The sequence below is a fragment of the Methylomonas subterranea genome (assembly GCF_024505185.1).
In the GTDB taxonomy this organism is placed as follows: domain Bacteria; phylum Pseudomonadota; class Gammaproteobacteria; order Methylococcales; family Methylomonadaceae; genus Methylomonas; species Methylomonas subterranea.
In genome coordinates this window covers 16,990-37,429 of the sequence record NZ_JANIBJ010000025.1, presented here as the reverse complement: position 1 = coordinate 37,429, position 20,440 = coordinate 16,990, and the positions used below count along the sequence as shown (strand labels likewise).

The following is a 20,440-nucleotide window of genomic DNA, read 5'->3' as shown; positions in this document are numbered from 1 at the left end:
TAAACAGGGCCCGCGTATGAAGGCCTTGACTCCAGCTACCGGCGAGGCGCAAAAGCTGCAAGGATGGCATTTTTTGCTATTCAATCTGTGCTTGGGCTTGAGCCATGCACTGGTGACATTCAATGCCGGCGCCTATATCGCCATGTTGCCGCGTGTCGCGGCCGGTCTTGGCATTCCCCCCAGCTTCGCTACCTGGACCCAGACGGATTACATGATAGGGCTGGCATTGGCGTTTCCGGTGGGAGGCTGGCTGTCCCGGCGGCTGGGCGAATACCGTCCGTTTGTGGCTGCGTGTTTTGCGTTCGCGCTGGCCTCGGTTATTTGCGCGTGGGTTACCTCGTTTTACGCGTATTTGGCCGGGCGTATCGTGTTGGGGTTCGCCGGCGGTTTGACCTTGCCCTTGGGGCAATCCCTGCTGATCAAGGAATACCCGGACCGACGAAAATCCATAGGCATGGGGGTTTGGAGCGTGTTTACCCTGACACCATTCACCTTTGCCCAACCGCTGGGCGGCTGGATAGCCGACACACTGGGCTGGCGTTGGTTATTCTGGCTCAATATTCCCGCCGCGCTGCTGATTGGCGGTATCGTCGGCGCCTTGCTTTATCGCCGCGGCAGCGCGCGCATTAGGCAGCGGTTTGATGCCTTGGGTTTCGTGCTGATTACACTGGCTTTGTTCGGAGTACAAACCTTGCTGAATCAAGGTAACGACTGGAATTGGACTCACTCTTTTTATCTCGACGGCCTGCTGGTATCGGTTGTGGTGACCTTGAGTTATTGGGTGGTCTGGGAACTCGGCCAGCGCCGGCCTTTTCTGGACATCGGCTTATTTACCCAGCGCAATTTCACGATAGGCGTGGTCATTTTATTTCTGGGCTTTTTGATGTTCCAAGGCTTGTTGTCGATGTTAATTGTGCAATTGCAATTGGCTATGGGCTATTCATCCTTATTGGCGGGCTTGGTGTTTCTACCGATGGCGATTTTTGCCAAGCCGGTCGCCAGCGTGTTCCACGAAGTCGTTAAATACTTCGATGCGCGCTTGCTGGTCTCGCTTAATTGCCTGGGCTTTGCAGCGGTCTATTATTGGCTGAGCCTGTTCGACGGCCACGACGCTTTTGCGCAATTGTTCTGGCCCAAGGTTTTGGAAGGCGCCTGCCTGGGCAGCTTTTTTGTACCCGTGACCGCTTTGTTCCTGCACGGCTTACCGCCGGAACGGACCTGGCGCGCGGTGGAGTTGGCCAGTCTGTTGCGTATCGCCGCCGGCGCCATGGGCATTGCCCTGCAAGGCATCGTTATTTACCGGCGCGCGCCCATGCATATGACGCATTTCGCCGAATCCCACACGATCTTCGACTCGAGACTCGATCAAACCCTGGATAGCCTGGTTTCGGCGGGCTTTGACGAGACGGCCGCCATCGCCAAACTGGCCAGGCTGGCGGGCCGGAACGCGGTAATTCAGGCCATGAACGATGCGTTTTGGTTGGCGAGTTGCCTGTTTATGGGCTTGGCGGTGCTGGTTTGGTTTGCCAAGCCCACCAAGTTGTCCGCGCAACGCACGCTAAAACAACAGCAACGCCTGGAAACCCAAGAAATGCTGATAGAAGAACCGTAATGGCCTGGGCCGCGCGCGTTCCGGCGCGACTATTTTCGCTACTCGTGGCAATCGCGGCATCGGGTTGCGCCTGGTTCGGAGATGAGACCCGGCGGGCGGAGATGATGACGATGCCGGCCATGTCGCTGACGCTGGCCGACGCCGGTTCGCGGGTATTCGCCGATGCCGCGTGGCCGCAAGCCCATTGGTGGGAGAGTTTCAATAGTCCTGAATTGACTCGGTTGATTACAACGGCTTTGGCGGGCAATCCCGATTTGCAGGCGGCGGCGGCGCGTTTGCGGCAATCGCAAGCCATGGTTGATGCGCAGGCAGCTGAGCTTTATCCCACGGTTGACGCCAACGTCAGCTTCAGCGCGCAGCGCTTTTCGGCCAATAGCACTCAAGTCAGATTCGCCGGCGAAAATTTTCGCCAACTACTGATCAATCCCTTGATCTTACGGTATCACCTGGATTTTTGGGGACGCGACCAAGCCGCATTGGAAGCCGCCGTGGGCAGGTCGCTGGCCGTGGATGCCGAATTGGCCGATGCCAAATTGTTGCTAGCCTCCGCGGTCGCGGCCGGCTATTTCGATTTGCTGACGACCGGCGAAAAACTGCTGATTGCGGAACGTATCGCCACGGAGAGCGAAACTTTGCTCAAGCTGCATCAGGCGCGCCTGGCGGCCGGCTTGGCGACCGAAGCACCGGTATTGCAAGCCCGAATGGCGTTGCAGGCTGCCAGACAACAGGCAGCGGGTTTGCGTGCCGAAGCGGCATTGCAAAGGAATCTGTTGGCTACTCTGGCCGGGCAAGGTCCGGATTGGGGGCACGGTATTGCGATGGCGGGCGGTGTTCGGCCGAAGTCATTCGCCGTACCCGTTGACCTACCGTTACGGCTTTTGGCGCACCGGCCAGATGTGGCCGCCGCGCGCCTGCATGCGCAAGCCGCCGCGCGGCAGATCAAAGTCGCGGAAACCGCCTTCTACCCCGATGTCAATCTGATTGCCTTTACGGGCTTGCACAGCGTCAGCATGACCGATGTGTTGTTGCAGGGCGCCAGTCTGGCCTATGCGGTGGGCCCGTCGATAGAGTTTCCAATCTTCGAGGGAGGGCGCTTGCGGGCCAATTTGAGTTACCGGGAAGCCGCTTATGACACCGCCGTGGAGGTTTATAACGGCAGCCTGTTGCGCGCCGTTCAGGAGGTGGCCGACGCTCTGGCCCGCTGGCGGGAAATCGATAAGCGCATTGCCGAGCAGACGCAGAGTGTTGCCGAAGCGGTTCGGGCCAAAGACTTGGCGGTCAGCCTTATTCGCAGCGGGCTTAACAATAATACGGATTTAACGCTGGCCTGCCTGGAGGAACAGCAACAACGTTTGCGCTTGACGGCATTGCAAGGCCGGCATTTCAAAGTTGCGGTGCAAGTAATCAAGGCGTTGGGTGGCGGCTTTAACGAAACGAAGACCAAGGATCAAAAAGACAGCCATGCACACTAAAATCCGTCCCAGGGAAATTCTCCGGCAGCGTAACCGGCGTATGAAATACCTGACGCTCGCCTTCGTATTGGCGGGCTTGGGCGCCACCGGCTATTGGTGGGTGTTCAACCGCAACCATGTGAGTACCGACGATGCTTTTGTAGCGGGGCATCTGATTCAGTTGAAAGCGCAGACGGAAGGCATAGTGGTGGAAATTTCCACCGAAAACACCCTGCACGTGCAAAAGGGCCAGGTGTTGGTAAGCCTGGACGGCGCGCACGCGGAACTCGCCCTGCAACAGGCCGAGGCCGAATTAGGCGAAATCGTCCGCAATTTGGTCAGCATGGCTGCCAAAGTCGATACCCTGGAACAGCGTATTGTCGCCCGAGAGGCGACTCTGGATCAGGTCCGCCACGATTTCGAACGTTTTAAGGCGGCGGCGCGCGACGGCGCGGTATCCGATCAGCAGGTGCAAAACGCCAGGGACAAAATTCGTGAGCTGGAAGCCGGCATACGGGAAAGCCGGGCGGAAAAAATCAGTCTGGAGGCTCAGGTAAACGGAATCGCGCTCGAGCGGCATCCCATGGTTGAAAAGGCCAAAAGCCGGGTGCGTGCGGCCTATTTGGACTTCCACCGCCGTAATATCGTTGCGCCGGTGTCGGGATATGTCGCCAAGCGCAAGGTTCAAGTGGGCGACTATGTTAAGGCCGGCGCGCCGTTGTTGGCGATAGTACCGCTGGACGATCTGTGGGTAAATGCCAACTTTTTGGAGACCCAGGTGTCCGCTATTCGCCCGGGGCAAGCGGCGGAAATAAAAGTCGACGCGTATGGCGATGCCAGGATATATCACGGCATCGTGCAAGGCATTGCACCCGGCACCGGCAGCACTTTTGCCTTGTTGCCGACCGACAATGCCACCGGCAACTTTATTCATGTGGCCGAGCGGGTGCAGGTACGGATAGGGTTTAATCGCCAGGAGCTATCGGATAATCCGCTGCAACCGGGGCTTTCGACGGTGACTCGCATCAACACTGGCGAACCCGGAGAACCCGTGTTGCTGTCCAACGTCAATATCGGCGGCGACGCCTATCGAACCGACATCTATTCTCACGAGTTGGACGGCGTGGAGCCGCATCTGCGACGGATTATCGCCGCCAATAAACCGTGAATCCGATTCGGCGTTTAAACTTACCCGGTTTAAACGCCGAGTTACGGAGAACGCATTAGTGAACGGGTTTGTCTGGCGGCGCTTAACTGCATCCGTTTTTCGAGACTACATTAGCCGAGAATATCGGTGCGCGCCGGCCCACATTAAAAGAGAATGAGCCCACTTTAATTGAGAACAGTCCGATAACATCGGGTAGGAACCACATTAACTGAGAATGGCTTACCCATTCCGATACGATTACGCCATTAGTGAATGACGTCTTTTGGAAGTGGCGAATTGTCGCAATCGACCCTGAGCCGTCTGTCGAAAAATTTTCTGAATGTCGCTAGAAGGCTAAAAAGCAGACATTGAAAACGTTTTGAGGAATTTCAAGACCATCAGTTAGTTTGTCAAATTTATTTTGACCAGATTATCATGGGGAAAATGTATGTTATCGCGTTTAGAACTATAAGGATTTCAGGCTGAGATTAACGTATGCCTGGCGAGGTTTACAAAGGTGCAAGGGGTAATAAAAAAACAACACATACTTCCTCGTAAATCAATCGAAAGATTCTACGATGGAAATCGAGGTGATGTAAGTGTAGTCCGCCTCAAGGAAGGGAAGAGCTTTTTTGCGAAAGCAGACAATAAATGCTTCGTGGCGCGAAGAAAATGGGACGAACAGATCGAGCGAGAGGCTTCAACGATTGAGACGGCCTTTCAGAAGCTAGTAACCTGTATTTGCAATGGACTCAAGTCATTTGATGAGTCTCAACTGTTGATAATTGAACAGTTCTATTGTTTGCTAAGTCAGCGGAGCCTCGCTAAAGATCATGTCTTTGATGGAATAAATGCGGTTACAGATATTCACCCGTCAGGCTATGCCGTAGAGACAAAAGAAAAATTGGAGCGCCAAGGCATTTTTTTTGGCGATGACTCGCAACTTGATAGAGCAGTTAGAGGACTAGCGCAAAGGTTAGCCATCTCTCAAGCTAATAGAGTAGAGCTGCGGTGGGGCTTGATTCGCTCTGCCATTGACACTGAATTTTTGGTTTCCGATTGCTATCACAGGATAAAATTAGTTCCGGTGAGTCCGTCAATTTATCTTCAACGTGACAGGGGCTCTGCTAATTTAACAAAGGAAAAAGTGGCTTTTCTAAACACAAAAATAATGAGTTCAGCTTCCTCATTTGTGTTTTGCCGAAGCCTTGATAAGATCGAGTTCTTAAGCAACAGAAGCTATACATCAGCATAAGAATCCGCCGAACAAAAACGTTAAGAATAGGAAGTGAGAGAATTAATATGGCAATAAATCAACCTACAGAAGATATGACAATGAATAATTTTGTCAAAGGACTTGAGGAGATTTTTTCAAGTATCGAAATCGACGCCAACGTAAAAAAAGCGATAATTAAGGCTATACACCTAGAAGTTAATAATACAGTGTCATTGCTAACGCTACAAGAGAGACTTAGGATTTTATATGAATATGAAAAGAATTATCTTGAACTGATAAAGGAATATAAAGAAGAAATTAAGTTCGCTGCTACTCTTCAAGAAGATCTAAGGAAAGAAAGGACGAAATTTTTTTCTGAGGCTCTAAAAGAGGTATCTATTACATTAAAAGAATCTCAAGTTGATTCTAAGGTAGCATCTATTTGGATTAAAGAATTAGTAGATAGCTACACTAAAAGTCTAGATCTTTCGAGTGGATTAATTGAAGAACATACTCTTGATATGATTGGAGAGATAAGGCAAGACGCAAAAAAAGAAGCTAGGGAAGTAAAAGAAAAGAATGGATAAGAACGGGTCATTAAGATCAATAGTTGCAATTTTAGATATTTTGAAATCCGCAAGAATGCGGCTAGTTTCTGATTTTAAGAACAAGGAGCAAGATATTTATTTTCCCATGTATAAATATGAAAATGATTCTGTGTTAATGTGCTTGGCAATTGAAAGCTACTTTACATCATGGGTTAATTATCATTTTAAAATATGGAATCAATATCCTGAATTTAAATCAGAAATTTTATATTTTACAGCTGTAAGAAAACTCGCAAAAGATATTGTGACTGGTATAGATGAAATCTCACAAAATAACAATGACTTCTTTTCTAATTTAATTCTATCAAAGATTGACTTGCTGGATAAGATAATCGAGACAGGGGTTAAGGATAGCGAAAATTATAATGCATTATTAATGGAGTATGAGAAAGATAGGGCATTATTTAAAAGAGAAATTATTCGGTTAAAAGGAGAATTATAATGAGCTTACTTTCAAAGTTAGGAAAACTCGGTGATATTGTTATGAAGCCAATAGAGCTTATAGCAGACTGGGGGAAGGAGCCTTTAAGAAAATGGGATCATGAAAGAGGGGTTGAAAGAGATCGAGAACTGCTGAATGCAGAATCTAAAAATAGAATCAGGGAAATGGAAGCTGAATCAGCTATAAAGGCAAAAGAAAAGGAACTTGAAACTAATCTTTCCATAAAAAGAGAAACGGAAATACAAAGAATTTTTGTGGAAATTGAAGAATTTAGAAAAGACAAAGAGTTGCAGAGAATGATTGCTGTATCAGAGGCGGTCATGAAATATCAACAGGAATTAACCAAGCTAAATGTAAATGCTATTAACGCTATTGGAAATATGCAACTTGAATTAAGGGAAAAAGCACAGCAGTTAGTTTATGATAAAACAATTAAATACAAAGCATTGCAGGATCAAGCTATAAATGAAGCGGCAGATGATCTACTAAGAATATATCAAGATTTTGCGGAAAATGAAGTAGCTAAAGGAATTTTAATCAAAGCAGTTGACAAGCGCTTAGCCAATATCATAGATACCGCGCACAATTTTCTGTTAGAGCTTAATGCTGATATTAAGATACTAAACCAAAGCATTAATCTACTAATAGAACATGGTCAGACTTTTATAGAAGGCCATTTACAGAAGTTTCATGTTATCGAGGCAACAACAAATTTCACAAAAGAAATTGAAAATAAAAGCACATAACACCCCATACGCTTGGACAGTAAAAGCTCCGCCCGTTCCTCTCTATGCTTTTACTGCCGATGATGTAAAGCGTCATTAGGGGCTATAGGGTTTAAACCGGTCATTCAAATCGAGGTTTGAATTGACCGCTTTTGGCCGATCCAAGGCGTTCAAAATCTGGCTGGGTTTGTATCGGAAAAACCGGTGGTCGCTTTGCGATCGTAATGCCTGGCGTTTTTGCAGCTATGTGCACCGCCGACTTGGTTCGATAAAACGCTGGTTTTTTTGAACGTCGGCAGTGCGGTCATTTTCCATCGAAATTGGCCTATTTTCAGTACAGAATACTGGTTCTATAAAACTACGTTCGATTTACTTATTTTTTGATGAGTATGTCGGACCGTTCAGAAAACGACTTGCCGGTACTCTTCAAGCCAGTGAGTATGGGCAGTTCTACCACCAATTCGCCAAGCAAGTCGTTTAATGTCATCGGTACCGAACTGACGCAAGGAAGGTCGGCGCTTTCCATTCGCATCAGCAGCATCACAGGCCTGATTCCACGCCTAACCACGCTCCCGACATAATGCCGTCAATCAGCAGTTTGCGCTCGTCGTCGCTTAAATCGTCTATAGGCTCAGGTTTGCTCATAACATATACCTCCACGGCCGGAAGCGCCGACATGTTTCCGCCGTTCTCAATTAAAGTGGGTTCATTCTCTTTTTGTACGGGCCGGCGCGCACCGATATTCTCGGCTAATGTGGTCTCGAAAAACGGATGTAATCGGTTCCCGCGATTGATGTAATCGGGCCGCTACACTTAACAATGGCAATCACTAGTCCAGCGTACTGGATGCCACATGGAAGGCGTCGGAATATATGTCTTGTAATTGCGCGCCGTGCAAATAGGTTTGGCGTTTTGTCTGGTTGACCATGTCCGGGTGGCCGCACAGATACACCCGCCAGCCTTTCAGGTTGGGGAGCCGGGATATCGCCACGTCGTTGGCGCGGCCGGCCGCGAATCCTGCCGGTGCGTCGCCCTTGGATACGCAAGGGGTGTAGTGAAAATTGGGGTATTGCCGGGCCAGTTGCCGCATTTCGTCTATCCAGTACAGGCCGTCGACTTCGCGGCTGCCGTGGAATAAGTGAATGTCGCCGCCGTGGCCGTGGTGCAGGGCTTCGCTGATGATGCCCGCCAACGGCGCCAAGCCGCTACCGGTACCGATCAGCAGCATGTTTTGTTCGGCTTGGTTGGGCAGGTAGTAGCACAGGCCTTGCGGATCGGAGACCTGCAGCGTGTCGCCGATATTCAGCTCCCGGTGCGCCCATTCGCTGAAGCGTCCGCCGGCCAGCCGGCGGATGTGAAAACTCAGCTTGTGGCTATGGATGCGGTTGTTGGCAATTGAGTAACTGCGAGTCAGGCCGTCGGCGCGCCTTAAATTCACGAACTGGCCGGCGTAGTAATCCAGTGCTTCCTCGCAGTGCAAGGTTAGCAACAGGGTTTCCGCATTTAATAGCTGCTTGCCGGTGACGCTGGCTTCGGTGAAAAAGTCCGCCGGGGGGGTCAGGCTGATAACCATATCCTCATGCGGATGGCATAAACAGGCCAAAAAGTGGTTTTGATGCCGGAGCACATCCTTCAGGCCGTTTTGCGCGGCGCTCGGAGGCGGGCCGCTCAAGTTGCGCATCATGCAGCTTTGGCAGGCGCCCTCCCGGCAGGCGTGCGGGATGTCGAGATGTTCTCGCAGCAAGGCATCGAGAACCGTTTCACCGCTTTGGCAAACCACTTCATGATTATCCAAAGTAATTTTTCTCATCGACATCCCGTTGGCTCCTATCAGCGATTCAATACGTCGTTGCGGGTACTTTCCGCGATGGCGGCAACCTGATCGATTAGATTTTGCGGTACGCTCAGTTCAACCAAGGTACTTGTCAGGTGTTCCATGACCGCATCGAAGTGGGAGTCGTCCAAGCCGAGCTTTTTGACCAGATGCGCATGGGCTTGACGCATGTCGGCGCCGTTATAGTTGTTAGGGCCGCCGAAGGCCATGGTCAGGAACGATTTTTGTTTGGCGGCTTGTTTTTCGATATCGGTATTATCGAAAAAACGGTTGATGCGGTGGTCGCTTAGAACTTTACGGTAAAAAATATCGACCGCGGCGTTAACAGCGGCTTCGCCGCCTAGCTGCTCGTACAGGGAAGTGGTGGTTTCGGTCATGATCGGATTCCTGGTTGTGTGAAAAATTAGGGTGAGTGGTTGAACTCGGCGCATAGGGTAAGAAAAAAAATCCACTTATGCAACTTTTTTATTATAAAAGTATTTTATATTATGTATTGAGAGGGGATAGGGCTTGCCTATGCTAAAATTGCCGGCAAGCACATCTTTGTATTTTTCCGCTGCCTGACTATTTGCGCGCTTATGACCAATCCTATCGGTTCACGACAAGAACAGATCATGACTTTGCTGCTGAATTCGGCGGGAGGCATGAGCATTGATGAAATGGCGGCGCAAATGGCTATTTCCCGGAATGCGGTCAAGCAGCACTTGGTGGGGCTGGAAAAACTGCAATGGGTCAAGGAAGCGGCTTTGACCAGCACCGGCGGCCGGCCGGCGCGCAGCTATAGTTTGACGGAAGCAGGCCTGAACCGTTTTCCCAAGCAATACGCTTGGTTTTGCAACCTGTTGCTCGACGATTTGGCGGCGGAGTTAACGACCGAAGCGTTGGAAAAAATGATGTGGAATATGGGCGTGAAATTGGCGCATTCGCTGGCGCCGCAATTTGCCCAGAAAGACTCTCGGCAAAAGCTGGAGGTCTTGGTCGAGTTAATGCAAAGTCTCGGCTATCACGCCGAATTGGAGCAACAGGATGGTCTGCCCATTATCAAGGCGGTTAATTGCGTCTATCACGATTTGGCGCAAAAACACCCGGAACTATGCCATTTCGATCAGGCCTTGATCAGCACCTTGCTGGAAAAGCCGATCCGGCAGACTCATTGCATGGCCAAGCAGGATTGCTCCTGCCGGTTTAATCCGGTCGGGGAGAACGATTGATATAAACTCCGGCCCTGTCGACGGTATCGTACATTGGTGCAATAGTGGGGTGGTCGGCGGCCGTTTATCATCTATGCTCCTAATTTCCAATTTCTTACGAGAGCGTATGAAAATCAAATATTTGCAGATTATTACCTTGGTGGCGGCAGTGCCGTTCAGTGGTTTTGCTTTTGCATACAATACCGACATCGCGGGTGCGACCAGGGTATTTTCTTTCGATTCCAGCGCTTTTTTCGCCGGTGCCGACGATGATGCCGATGCCCTGGTGGCTTACGGCGACGGCAATATCAGCGGTAATGCCAAGAACGGCAATATCCCCGCCGGTTGGTCGGTGATTGTTGACGGCAGCAGTGCCGGATATGCCACCGATATTTTTCAGGTATCGGGAATGGGGGTCGCTTCGGGTGGTTTTTCCATTCTGGACGGCAGCGTCTGGAATACGTATTCGCGCATTGCCATCGGTTTGAAAGTCGGTAATGCACAAAAATCCCCGGATTGGGCGATCTTCGAACTGGAACAATTTGCCAGCGCCGGAACCTGGGCCACCAATACCCCGCAAGGCCTTTCGCATTACATGGTTTATGCCATTTCCGGTGTCGGCAATCCTTCGCAAGTGCCCGTGCCGGGCGCATTTTGGCTGTTGGGTTCAGCCTTGGCCGGAATGTTGGTCATGGGGCGCGCCAAGAGAGCCGCTTAAATTCGCCAGTCCCCGCGGAATCGGAGAATGTCTCCCCGCGTCCGCGGGGCGCTTACTCTGAAGGTCGTGGCGGGAGCGACAGATAGTCGCGATTCGCTTGGCCATTTCCAGACTATATCTCGCTCCCGGCGGGCAGCCTCTCATGTGCCGGGACGATGCCCTGCCCGCATGACGGTTTTTATTTGTTGATATTTCCCGCATGCAGCCCGCATTCTTTCTTGGCCGCGTCCTCCCACCACCAACGTCCCGCCCGCTCGTGTTGATTCGGTAATACCGGCCGGGTACACGGCTCGCAACCTATGCTGATATAGCCGTGGCGATGCAAGTCGTTAAAGGGTACCTGATAGGCTTCAATGTAGTCCCATACTTGCGCCGAAGACCAGTTCAGCAAGGGGTTGAACTTGATCAAGCGTTTGCCCGCTCCGGAGAAACCGGCGTCTTCCTGTACTTCCGGAATGTCCCCACGGGTATCCAGGCTTTGATCCTTGCGCTGGCCGGTAATCCAGGCGTCCAGGGTGGCCAGCTTGCGGCGCAAGGGTTCTACCTTGCGAATGCCGCAGCATTCGGTGTGGCCGTCTTCGTAGAAACTGAACAGGCCCTTGGATTTTACCAAGCGGTCCAATACCTCGCGGTCCGGAGTCAGCAGTTCGATTTCCAGGCCGTAATGCTTGCGGACCTGTTCGATGAAGCGGTAGGTTTCCGGATGCAGGCGGCCGGTATCCAGTGAAAATACCTGAATATCCTTGCGAATTTGCAAGGCCATGTCTATCAATACCACGTCTTCGGCGCCGCTGAAGGAAATGGCGATGTTGTCGAAGCCGGCCAGCGCGGCTTTTAAAATGGCGCGCGGGTTTTTGCCTTGCAGGTCGGTTTGGGCTTGGTTTAAGTCGAATGCGGTCATGATTGCGAAAAATAACGGGTCAGAAAATCCTCGAAGGACAAGGTGTCGGACGCTTCGATATCCGCCTGCTTGCGCAGGGAAGTGGCGGCCATGTCGTCAAATTGTTGCTGCACCTGGGAATCCAGCGGCTGCGAGGTGAAGTAATGCTTGTGCAGGGCCGAAGTGTTGCTGGCGAAACAACCGAATTCCTGGCTGTTGTGGGTCATGCAGGCCAGGATGTGGGCGGATGGGGTCAGCGAGGGGTTGTCCACCATGGCCTGTTGTTGTTGCAGGGCCAGTTGGTAGGGTTTGTCCAGGCTACCCAGGTCCAACAAGGCGCATATCGGCTGCATGTTGTCCAAAATCTGGTGAGCCCATTCCCGCAGGCCGATGTCCTGGCCGTTTTTACTCAGCACCAGCCCCGGTTTGCGGCCCTGATTGGCGACCAACAACTGGTTGCGGTTGTTGATTTCAAGTTCTTCCGGGGCTTGCGGCGGACTGTCTTGCAGCAGGCAGCTCAACAAAAACGCCTCAATGAAACGCGCGCTGCTTTCATCGATGCCGATGGGGTTGAACAGATTCAAATCCAGCGAGCGCATTTCCACATACATTACCCCGCGGCGTTTTAGGGCCAGCGTGGGTTTTTCGCCGGATTCAGCGATTTGCTTGGGCCGCATGGTACTGTAGAACTCGTTTTCGATCTGCAGAATATTGGCGTTCAGCTGTTGATATTCGCCGTCGACCTTGATGCCGATTTTTTCGTATTCCGGGTACGGCGTGTTGATGGCGGCGCCCAGGCTTTCGACATAGCCGTCCAGCGAGTTGTAATCGATTTTCAGCCCCGCCTGATTCTTGCTTTTATAACCGATATCGCTCATGCGCAGGGAAGTGGCGTAAGGGTGATACAGGGTGTGGGCATCGAACTCTTCGAATTCGTTCATTAAGTGCGGACGGCTTTTGAAGAAACTTTTGCAAATCGCCGGCGAGGCGCCGAATAAATAGAGCATCAACCAGCCCTTACGCTGAAAATTGCGTATCAAGCCGAAATAGCCGTCGGCGATAAAATTTTGCAGCGACCCCAGGTTACCGGCTTGCCGATGCAGCATGGGCCACAGGGCTTGTGGAACCGAGTAATTGAAGTGGATGCCGGCAATGGCCTGCATGGTGCGGCCGTAACGGTGCCAAAGGCCCTTGCGGTAGACATGTTTCATTTTGCCGACATTGGAGCTGCCGTACTCGGCTATCGGTACGCTCAAATCGCCGTCTATGCCGCAGGGCATGCTGGTGGCCAGCAGCATTTCCTCGCCCAAGTGCGAATAAACGAACTGGTGAATCTGATGCATGTAGCCCAGAGTCTGCTTGATGTCGGCAAACGGCGGAGTGATGAATTCCAGTAGGGCTTCGGAATAATCGGTGGTGATGTAGGGGTGGGTGAGGGCGGAACCCAAGGCCTTGGGATGCGGCGTCTGCGAAATCACCCCGCGCCGGTTGATGCGCAGGCTTTCCTTTTCCACGCCCTTTAGACCCAACTGCAGCAGATGGTACAGGTTGTTGTCGATCAGATATTGCAGGCGTTTGGGTAGGTTGGCGTATTGAATGATCATGAATGGGGTGCGGATAGAGCGTGAGCAGCGGGTGGGTGCTGGTATAATCCGGGCCATTATAAAGGCTCGAACCCCCATTGCAGAAAAATTATCCCACTCCCTTTTGCGACGATGCCGCTCCCAATGTCCCGACAGTCATGCCGGCGCCCTCGGCTGCGTTGCAGGTTTTACGTTCGGTATTCGGTTACGACAGTTTTCGCGGTCAGCAGCAGGCGGTCATTCAACAGCTGATAGATGGCGGCGATGCCCTGGTCTTGATGCCGACCGGCGGCGGCAAATCCCTGTGTTACCAGATTCCGGCCCTGGTGATGGCTGGGGTGGGCATTGTGATTTCGCCCTTGATTGCCTTGATGCAGGACCAGGTCAGCGCCTTGCACCAATTGGGCGTCAAAGCGGCGTTTTTGAATTCGACGCTGTCGCTGGAGCAGGTCAGGGATATTGAACGGCGCTTGCTGGACGGTGAGCTGGACTTGCTGTATATCGCCCCGGAACGCCTCAGCAACAGTCGTACCCAGGCCTTGTTCGCCCGTTGCAATATCGCCTTGTTTGCGATTGACGAAGCGCACTGCGTATCGCAGTGGGGGCACGATTTCCGGGCCGATTACCTGTTGCTGTCGGTGTTGCACGAACAATTCCCCCGTGTGCCGCGCATCGCCTTGACCGCCACCGCCGACGAACGTACCCGCCAGGAAATCATTAGCCGCCTGGGACTGGAAAATGCCCGGGTATTTGTCAGCGGTTTCGACCGGCCCAACATCCGCTATCGCATCGTGCAGAAAGACAATGCCCGCCAGCAGCTGTTGAGTTTCATTCGGGCGGAACACGCGGGCGATACCGGCATCGTCTATTGTCTGTCCCGCAAAAAAGTGGAAGACACCGCCGAATGGCTCCGGCAAAAAGGCGTCCGCGCCTTGCCCTACCATGCCGGCATGAGCCACGAATTGCGGCAGAAAAATCAGCACCAGTTTCTGATGGAAGACGGTCTGGTCATCGTCGCCACCATTGCCTTCGGCATGGGCATAGACAAGCCGAATGTGCGTTTCGTCGCTCATCTGGATTTACCGAAAAGCGTGGAATCCTATTACCAGGAAACCGGTCGCGCCGGCCGGGACGGTTTGCCGGCCAATGCCTGGATGGCCTACGGTTTGCAAGATGTGCTGACCTTGCGGCAGATGCTGGCTTCATCCAATGCCGACGAGGCGCACAAACGCATCGAATACCATAAACTGGATGCCATGCTGGCCTTGTGCGAAATGGTAGGCTGCCGCCGCCACGCCCTGCTGGCTTACTTCGGCGACGCACAGGGAAGTGCTAGTGCTGCGGGCGAAGCGACCGACGCTGGGGGCACCGGCTGCGGTAATTGCGATACCTGTCTGGAGCCGGTGGAAACCTGGGACGGCAGCGTGGCCGCGCAACAGGCATTGTCCTGTATCTACCGTACCGGCCAGCGGTTCGGCGTGTCGTATTTGATCGATGTGTTGCGGGGTAAAGACGACGAACGTATTCGGCAATTCGGCCACGACAAACAATCCACCTTCGGCATCGGCAAGGCGCTGGACGAAAAACAATGGCGTTCGGTGTTCCGGCAACTGGTGGCCAAATCCCTGGTGGAGGTTGATTTTGAAGGACACGGCAGTTTAAAACTGACCGATGCCTGCCGACCGGTATTGCGCGGAGAACAGACCTTGATGCTGCGCAAGGATGTGCAAGTCGCCAAAACCGGCCGAGGCGGTTACGAAAAACGCCAGCCCGGCGGCGCGGATAACGACTTGTGGAACGCCTTGCGGGCTAAACGCCGCCAGTTGGCGGATGAGCAGGATGTGCCGCCGTATGTGATCTTTCACGATGCCACCCTGATGGCCATGGTGGAAAGCCGGCCACGCACCCATGCGCAACTGGGGTCGATTTCCGGCATAGGCGAACGCAAACTGGCTTTGTATGGGGAGCAATTTTTGGCGGTGCTGGCGGAATTCGGCGGGGATGAGCATGAGGGCGCGGCCAACGATAGCGTTAGCGAATCCCTGGATTTATTCCGCTTGGGTTACGGTATTGAACAGGTAGCCCGCCAGCGCGGCTTGAAAGCGGATACGGTCTATACCCATCTGGCCAAGGGTTTGGAGGCCGGTGAGGTGAGATTGGCGGAGGTGTTGGATTTGTCGGCGCAAGAAGTGGCCGATATCGAAGCGGTCATGCTGGCGCTGCCGGAGGCGCAACGCAACGCCCTAAAACCGGTGTTCGAGGAATTGGGCGGGGCGTATGGTTATGGCGTGTTGCGTTGCGTCAGGGCGGCCTTGCAACGCCGGCTCAGGTGACGAAATGGTTGGCGCTGGAAAATTCGTAGCGGTTTTTTAAACAGTGGTCCAGCCATTTTTGTAAAAAATAATTCAGCCGCCATTTATATTCTTGAATTTCCAGGGCCCGTCCCGGATTTTGGTAGACCCGGTCTACCGCCGGTCGGTCATGGTCGCGTATTACTTCCGCCAATTGCGCGTCCAGATAAATGCGGATTTTCACGGCGGGCGCCATGAGCTCGGACAGTTGCTGTTTGAAGCAATGGCTGAGCTCAATGGTCAGCGTGTAGGGATTGCGTTCCAGTATGTCCAGATGCAGGGCCGGTTGGTTGTCGGTGCGGCCTACCGAGGTTTTATCCAGTGCGCATAAATTGGGTATCAGGCGAAACAGTTTTTGATAATTGGTCTCGCAGATTTTTTCCAGACACAGCGAGGTATTGATGGGCCTGAGCCGGCTCATGTCAGTCTTCCCGGTAACAGGCGTGGGCACTGGCGGTTTCCCATAGCACCACCTGATCGACGTTTAAACCCTCCTGTTTGAGGTGCCGGTAGATCATTTTGCTCAGCACTTCGGCGGTCGGATGTTCGTCCAGGGCCAGAAAACGCTCGTTGTTGGCAATCAGGGCCGGAATGATGGGGTCGTCCCTGTGCAGCAGGAAATTGTGGTCCAGGTACTGGTCGACGAAGGACTCGACCGCATCGCGCACCTCGGAGAAGTCGCACACCATGCCTTGCTGGTCCAGTTGTTCGCTTTTGATGGCAATGGCGGCTTTTACACTGTGTCCGTGCAGATTGCGGCATTTACCGGGATGATTCATCAGCCGGTGGCCGTAACAGAAATAAACTTCTTTGGTGATTATGAACATGATTTAACGCGTCCTTGTGTCGGCGAATTCGGCATTAACTGCCCTTGATGCTTTTGATGGAGGCGGCGATTTCATATTGATTTTCATCCCGCTTGACGCTACGCACCACTTCGATGAAAGCCGTCATCGGCGGCGTGATGGAGGTTTTGGGGATGATGCTGACTTCCATTGCCAAGCCGGCTTCGAAGGAGCTGTCGGCCAGAAAGGACACCCCGGCACCGCTCAAGGTCGTGCAACGGCCTGTTTTTATCTCCTGCGAGTTGGCGAGTTTATAGGTAATGTCGCAATCCACTTCCATGCGGATGTAGTCGCGCTTTTCATCGTGTGCCAGCATCAGCTTCCTCCGATTTAAAAATCAGGTTTTGAACAAAAAATTACGGGCGGGAGTTTACTATAAAAACCAAGCGCCCGGTTATCCGATCACAAGCATGGTTTTGATGTGGCGATTGGCGGTTTTATTGTCTGACGATCAGGCATGAATTGTGTAGAATCCTGTTTTCGATAAATGGCAATATCAGGTAAACAGTTAAAATTTATGAGTAAATCCATCGTTCTGACCGGCATTACCACCACCGGTACCCCGCATTTGGGAAATTATGCCGGCGCCATACGTCCGGCGATCAACGCCAGCAAGGATGAACAGGTCAGGCCGTTTTATTTTCTGGCCGATTACCATGCCCTGATCAAATGCAACGAGCCCGCCAGAGTCAAGCAATCCAGTCTGGAAATTGCCGCCACTTGGCTGGCCTTGGGTTTGGATACCGAGAATGCGGTGTTTTATCGGCAATCCGATGTACCGGAAATTCTGGAGCTGACCTGGATGTTGACCTGCGTGACCGCGAAAGGCTTGATGAACCGGGCGCATGCCTACAAGGCGGCCGTGGCGGAAAACGGGGAAGCCGAAGGCAGCGATCCGGACAAGGGCATTACCATGGGTTTGTTCAGTTACCCGGTGCTGATGGCGGCGGACATCCTGATGTTCAACGCCAATAAAGTACCGGTGGGCAAGGATCAGATACAGCATATCGAAATGGCCCGCGATATCGCCAGCCGCTTCAACCATATCTACGGCGAACATTTTGTGTTGCCGGAAGCCGTGTTGGCCGACAACGCCGCCACCTTGTTGGGGCTGGATGGGCGCAAAATGAGCAAGAGCTATAACAACACCATTCCCTTGTTCGAGCCGGAGAAAAAGCTGCGCAAGTTGATCAACAAGATCAAAACCAATTCGCTGGAGCCGGGCGAACCGAAGGATACCGAAGGTTGCACTTTATTCGGGATTTATCAGGCATTCGCCAACCCGCACGAAGTCAATGCGATTCGCGCGCGCTACGCGGAAGGTATCGCCTGGGGGGAAATGAAGCAGGTGTTATTCGAAAAAATCAACGATGAAATCGCGCCGGCCCGCGAGCGCTACGAAGCCTTGTTGCAAGCGCCGGAGCATATCGAGACCCAATTACGGCTGGGTGCCGAAAAAGCTCGGGCCATCAGCGGGCCCTTCATTAAGCAGTTGCGCGAGGCGGTGGGAATCGCACCGATAACGGCCGGTTAACATTATTCCCACCTGGAGCAGTCATGAGAATCCGCGTTGGTTTGATGATGTTAAGGATTCCGCCCAAAATAACTTCCGCATTCTGTTCCCTCTCCCTCCGGGAGAGGGTTAGGGTGAGGGGTATAAATAGGGAAGTTATTAGGGTCGGAATCCTAAGCGCTTGCATCGGCTTGAGTTGGGCGGATGACTTCAAACTGTCTTTTTCCCAAGACATCGTTAATTCCGCCGATGGGCCGCCGAGCGAGCTGGATGACTTGCCTGTAAAAAAAGCAGCGGAAATACCCGGCAGTCCGCTGCCGATTCCTCTGCCCGCCGCCGCGCCGGTCGAGTTGCCCTCGGCGCCAAAAGAAGCTGTATCGGAAAACAAGCCGGCTCGCCCGGCTTTGAGCGAGAAGTCGGCATCGCGGGCCTACCCGGCGGCGGTAAAACCCGCCGAGTCGAACAACAGATTTCTACCGATCCAGAACCCCACCTTAACCACCCTGCAGTGGCCGGGAGTTGGCAATGACAACTCGGCTTGGGCGCTGGCTTGGCGAGACAATCAGCATGCGCCAACGGGGAGCGATGCGTTCGATCAGTTGAATGAGGAATTACGCGCTTTGATAGGGGAAGACATGTATGCGGAAATGGTTTGGACCTATCAGGATGCCAAGCAACTGGAAAGCTGGCTTGTTGCCACTATCGATCAGTCCGGGCTGTTTGCGCGGGATTCGCTTATCGTGGGCTTAAACGATCAACTGATGGCCCGGTTGAGCTCTTGGGGCGTGGTGGAGTCCGACAGCCACGCTATTTCGTCGCTGGGGCGGATGGATAGCCGGCGAGGCATGGAGGAGGATTCTCCTGCCGACGCGAAACCGGCGCTCGATCCTGAGCTGATGAAGCAGACCTTCGAGGGACAAAGCAGTTTTTTTCGGATAGTGAAATACCTGACGCTCGACAATTTTTTGTCCGCAATCTTATCGATCATCCTGTTGGTATACGCAGGCAAGGGAATCAGGTTTTTTATCCGGCAACGCTGATGTTTGTTGTTGGTCAGTAGTGACTCAAACATTCGTCGATTTGGCAGTGCCCATGCCATTCATGAATGGCAAAATTCAGTTTAGCGGCTTTGATAGTGCCGAGTTTAATTGTTGTGGTGATGTCTTGGGCGCGTAATTGGGGGCGGTTTCCGCGATTGGAGGGTGTCGTATGCAGACCAAACGAGTCTTTTAAAACGCAAGTCCAGGTGGCGGTATGGGGCGCGAAACTCGCTCGCCATACCCCTCGCCGGTGTCGGTCCACGGGTATATTTCCACGTTCGCCATGCCGCAAAACTGGCAAGACCGCACGGTTTGCCTATACTGGTGTCCGGTGGCGGCATTGTAGATACCAGTTCTTGTTCCGAGATGGAGCCGACGGCGAAAATGGCGATTATATCTTCGGCATGGCAAACGGCCGCCCATGGGCTCTTTCTTCCGCCGGAGCGAACTTGCGGCCGAATAATGACATTGAAAACCGGTAAGCGACGGGAAAAATGAAAACTCTCCACAAACTGTTTTTAGTCTGGATATCAATTGGGTTCAATATACCTGTTTGGGGGGGCGAGGGTAATTTGCCCGATGTGGTGCCGCATATCAAGCCCTCCATCGTGGCGGTGGGCACCTTCATGCCGACCCGAAATCCCCGCGCGGTTTTTTTGGGGACGGGCTTTGCCGTGGGTGATGGGCGCCAAATAGTGACCAATGCGCATGTGATTGCCAAGGAACTGGATGTGGACCACCTGGAACGTTTTGCCGTATTTTATCGCCAGGATAGGAACGAGCACATGGTGTTGGCGGATCTGGCGGTAAGCGATCAGGAACACGATTTAGCCCTGTTACGTTTGCAGGAAGGCAAATTACCGGTGCTGGAAATCGGTGATTCCAGCCAAGTCAGGGAGGGCGAATTGTTTGCCTTTACCGGATATCCGATCGGTATGGTATTGGGTTTATACCCCGTCACGCACCGCTGCATTGTGTCCGCCATATCGCCCAATGCGATTCCAGTGCTGGCCAGCCGACAATTAAATGCCGGCATGTTAAAAAAATTGGAAACCCCTTATGACGTGTTTCAATTGGATGCCACGGCTTATCCGGGTAACAGCGGCAGCCCCTTGTATGACATAGACAGCGGAAAAGTGATGGGGATCATCAATAAAGTCTTTGTGCAAGGCAGCAAGGAGAATGCGCTCAGCAACCCCAGCGGGATTTCCTATGCGATACCCTCCGCACATATCAAGCAGCTTTTGAATCAGAAAACTCTTCAATAAAACATCCACGCGGACTG

20 protein-coding genes are annotated in these 20,440 nt (G+C 52.6%); 13 read left to right on the top strand and 7 right to left on the bottom strand.

Going from position 1 to position 20,440, the window contains the following annotated elements; translation table 11 throughout:
• Positions 1-16: 16 nt before the first annotated feature.
• From NP590_RS13675 to NP590_RS13645, 7 genes are all read left to right on the top strand, one after another.
• Complete coding sequence (locus tag NP590_RS13675; protein WP_256603061.1) at positions 17-1,612, top strand: DHA2 family efflux MFS transporter permease subunit; 1,596 nt, start codon at positions 17-19, stop codon at positions 1,610-1,612.
• Positions 1,612-3,084 (top strand): efflux transporter outer membrane subunit, encoded by a 1,473-nt coding sequence (locus tag NP590_RS13670; protein WP_256603060.1) that lies wholly within the window; start codon positions 1,612-1,614, stop codon positions 3,082-3,084. The genes NP590_RS13675 and NP590_RS13670 overlap by 1 nt, the downstream gene beginning before the upstream one ends.
• Complete coding sequence (locus NP590_RS13665; protein WP_256603059.1) at positions 3,074-4,231, top strand: HlyD family secretion protein; 1,158 nt, start codon at positions 3,074-3,076, stop codon at positions 4,229-4,231. Before NP590_RS13670 ends, NP590_RS13665 begins: the two co-directional genes overlap by 11 nt.
• Before the next feature lie 496 nt (positions 4,232-4,727).
• Positions 4,728-5,465: a hypothetical protein gene (locus NP590_RS13660; protein ID WP_256603058.1), complete on the top strand. Its 738-nt coding sequence runs from the start codon at positions 4,728-4,730 to the stop codon at positions 5,463-5,465.
• 47 nt (positions 5,466-5,512) lie between these two features.
• Positions 5,513-6,013 (top strand): hypothetical protein, encoded by a 501-nt coding sequence (locus NP590_RS13655; RefSeq protein ID WP_256603057.1) that lies wholly within the window; start codon positions 5,513-5,515, stop codon positions 6,011-6,013.
• A gap of 106 nt (positions 6,014-6,119) precedes the next feature.
• Positions 6,120-6,476: a hypothetical protein gene (locus tag NP590_RS13650; RefSeq protein ID WP_256603056.1), complete on the top strand. Its 357-nt coding sequence runs from the start codon at positions 6,120-6,122 to the stop codon at positions 6,474-6,476.
• A complete protein-coding gene (locus NP590_RS13645; protein ID WP_256603055.1) occupies positions 6,476-7,222 on the top strand; it encodes a hypothetical protein in 747 nt (248 codons plus the stop codon). Before NP590_RS13650 ends, NP590_RS13645 begins: the two co-directional genes overlap by 1 nt.
• Positions 7,223-8,030: 808 nt before the next feature.
• Here the strand turns inward: NP590_RS13645 and NP590_RS13640 are convergent.
• The gene (locus NP590_RS13640) at positions 8,031-9,011 is read right to left on the bottom strand and encodes a 2Fe-2S iron-sulfur cluster-binding protein (RefSeq protein WP_504222747.1); all 981 of its coding nucleotides are present in this window, start codon (positions 9,009-9,011) and stop codon (positions 8,031-8,033) included.
• 20 nt (positions 9,012-9,031) lie between these two features.
• The gene (locus tag NP590_RS13635) at positions 9,032-9,412 is read right to left on the bottom strand and encodes a group I truncated hemoglobin (RefSeq protein WP_256603052.1); all 381 of its coding nucleotides are present in this window, start codon (positions 9,410-9,412) and stop codon (positions 9,032-9,034) included.
• 201 nt (positions 9,413-9,613) lie between these two features.
• On the opposite strand from NP590_RS13635, the gene NP590_RS13630 reads away from it, so the two are divergent.
• Positions 9,614-10,246, top strand: coding sequence for a helix-turn-helix transcriptional regulator (locus tag NP590_RS13630; protein WP_256603051.1), 633 nt, complete (start codon positions 9,614-9,616; stop codon positions 10,244-10,246).
• 106 nt (positions 10,247-10,352) lie between these two features.
• Positions 10,353-10,943 (top strand): hypothetical protein, encoded by a 591-nt coding sequence (locus NP590_RS13625; RefSeq protein ID WP_256603050.1) that lies wholly within the window; start codon positions 10,353-10,355, stop codon positions 10,941-10,943.
• A gap of 178 nt (positions 10,944-11,121) precedes the next feature.
• Here the strand turns inward: NP590_RS13625 and NP590_RS13620 are convergent, their stop codons facing one another.
• Positions 11,122-11,844 carry a phosphoadenylyl-sulfate reductase gene (locus tag NP590_RS13620; RefSeq protein ID WP_256603049.1) on the bottom strand — a complete coding sequence of 241 codons (723 nt, stop codon included), beginning with the start codon at positions 11,842-11,844 and terminating at the stop codon, positions 11,122-11,124.
• Positions 11,841-13,427 (bottom strand): glutamate--cysteine ligase, encoded by a 1,587-nt coding sequence (gene gshA / locus NP590_RS13615; protein ID WP_256603048.1) that lies wholly within the window; start codon positions 13,425-13,427, stop codon positions 11,841-11,843. Before gshA ends, NP590_RS13620 begins: the two co-directional genes overlap by 4 nt.
• 137 nt (positions 13,428-13,564) lie before the next feature.
• On the opposite strand from gshA, the gene recQ reads away from it, so the two are divergent.
• Positions 13,565-15,739, top strand: a complete 2,175-nt coding sequence (gene recQ / locus NP590_RS13610; protein ID WP_256603047.1) for a DNA helicase RecQ — start codon at positions 13,565-13,567, stop codon at positions 15,737-15,739.
• On the opposite strand, the gene NP590_RS13605 is transcribed toward recQ, so the two are convergent.
• Genes NP590_RS13605 through NP590_RS13595 form a run of 3 tightly spaced genes read right to left on the bottom strand, consistent with a single transcriptional unit; the run spans position 15,732 to position 16,918 of the window.
• The gene (locus NP590_RS13605; protein ID WP_256603046.1) at positions 15,732-16,178 is read right to left on the bottom strand and encodes a DUF1249 domain-containing protein; all 447 of its coding nucleotides are present in this window, start codon (positions 16,176-16,178) and stop codon (positions 15,732-15,734) included. The genes recQ and NP590_RS13605 overlap by 8 nt on opposite strands.
• Before the next feature lies 1 nt (position 16,179).
• Entirely contained in the window at positions 16,180-16,584 is a 405-nt protein-coding gene (locus tag NP590_RS13600; RefSeq protein ID WP_256603045.1) for a 6-pyruvoyl trahydropterin synthase family protein, read from the bottom strand.
• Between the two features lie 34 nt (positions 16,585-16,618).
• Positions 16,619-16,918, bottom strand: coding sequence for a PilZ domain-containing protein (locus NP590_RS13595; RefSeq protein WP_256603044.1), 300 nt, complete (start codon positions 16,916-16,918; stop codon positions 16,619-16,621).
• A 201-nt stretch (positions 16,919-17,119) separates the two neighbouring features.
• Between NP590_RS13595 and NP590_RS13590 the strand changes: the two genes are divergently transcribed.
• From NP590_RS13590 to NP590_RS13580, 3 genes are all read left to right on the top strand, one after another.
• On the top strand, positions 17,120-18,136 hold the full coding sequence (locus tag NP590_RS13590; RefSeq protein WP_256603041.1) for a tryptophan--tRNA ligase: 1,017 nt from the start codon (positions 17,120-17,122) through the stop codon (positions 18,134-18,136).
• Between the two features lie 170 nt (positions 18,137-18,306).
• On the top strand, positions 18,307-19,155 hold the full coding sequence (locus tag NP590_RS13585; protein WP_256603039.1) for a hypothetical protein: 849 nt from the start codon (positions 18,307-18,309) through the stop codon (positions 19,153-19,155).
• A gap of 494 nt (positions 19,156-19,649) precedes the next feature.
• The gene (locus NP590_RS13580) at positions 19,650-20,423 is read left to right on the top strand and encodes a S1C family serine protease (protein WP_256603038.1); all 774 of its coding nucleotides are present in this window, start codon (positions 19,650-19,652) and stop codon (positions 20,421-20,423) included.
• The last annotated feature ends 17 nt before the right edge of the window (positions 20,424-20,440 follow it).

Coding starts and splice junctions, on each gene's coding strand:
- NP590_RS13630 (WP_256603051.1), top strand. CDS start 9,614: ATGACCAATCCTATCGGTTCACGACAAGAACAGATCATGACTTTGCTG.
- NP590_RS13655 (WP_256603057.1), top strand. CDS start 5,513: ATGGCAATAAATCAACCTACAGAAGATATGACAATGAATAATTTTGTC.
- NP590_RS13620 (WP_256603049.1), bottom strand. CDS start 11,844: ATGACCGCATTCGACTTAAACCAAGCCCAAACCGACCTGCAAGGCAAA.
- recQ (WP_256603047.1), top strand. CDS start 13,565: ATGCCGGCGCCCTCGGCTGCGTTGCAGGTTTTACGTTCGGTATTCGGT.
- NP590_RS13605 (WP_256603046.1), bottom strand. CDS start 16,178: ATGAGCCGGCTCAGGCCCATCAATACCTCGCTGTGTCTGGAAAAAATC.
- NP590_RS13640 (WP_504222747.1), bottom strand. CDS start 9,011: ATGAGAAAAATTACTTTGGATAATCATGAAGTGGTTTGCCAAAGCGGT.
- NP590_RS13590 (WP_256603041.1), top strand. CDS start 17,120: ATGAGTAAATCCATCGTTCTGACCGGCATTACCACCACCGGTACCCCG.
- NP590_RS13625 (WP_256603050.1), top strand. CDS start 10,353: ATGAAAATCAAATATTTGCAGATTATTACCTTGGTGGCGGCAGTGCCG.
- NP590_RS13580 (WP_256603038.1), top strand. CDS start 19,650: ATGAAAACTCTCCACAAACTGTTTTTAGTCTGGATATCAATTGGGTTC.
- NP590_RS13675 (WP_256603061.1), top strand. CDS start 17: ATGAAGGCCTTGACTCCAGCTACCGGCGAGGCGCAAAAGCTGCAAGGA.
- NP590_RS13670 (WP_256603060.1), top strand. CDS start 1,612: ATGGCCTGGGCCGCGCGCGTTCCGGCGCGACTATTTTCGCTACTCGTG.
- NP590_RS13600 (WP_256603045.1), bottom strand. CDS start 16,584: ATGTTCATAATCACCAAAGAAGTTTATTTCTGTTACGGCCACCGGCTG.
- NP590_RS13645 (WP_256603055.1), top strand. CDS start 6,476: ATGAGCTTACTTTCAAAGTTAGGAAAACTCGGTGATATTGTTATGAAG.
- NP590_RS13635 (WP_256603052.1), bottom strand. CDS start 9,412: ATGACCGAAACCACCACTTCCCTGTACGAGCAGCTAGGCGGCGAAGCC.
- gshA (WP_256603048.1), bottom strand. CDS start 13,427: ATGATCATTCAATACGCCAACCTACCCAAACGCCTGCAATATCTGATC.
- NP590_RS13595 (WP_256603044.1), bottom strand. CDS start 16,918: ATGCTGGCACACGATGAAAAGCGCGACTACATCCGCATGGAAGTGGAT.
- NP590_RS13665 (WP_256603059.1), top strand. CDS start 3,074: ATGCACACTAAAATCCGTCCCAGGGAAATTCTCCGGCAGCGTAACCGG.
- NP590_RS13650 (WP_256603056.1), top strand. CDS start 6,120: ATGTATAAATATGAAAATGATTCTGTGTTAATGTGCTTGGCAATTGAA.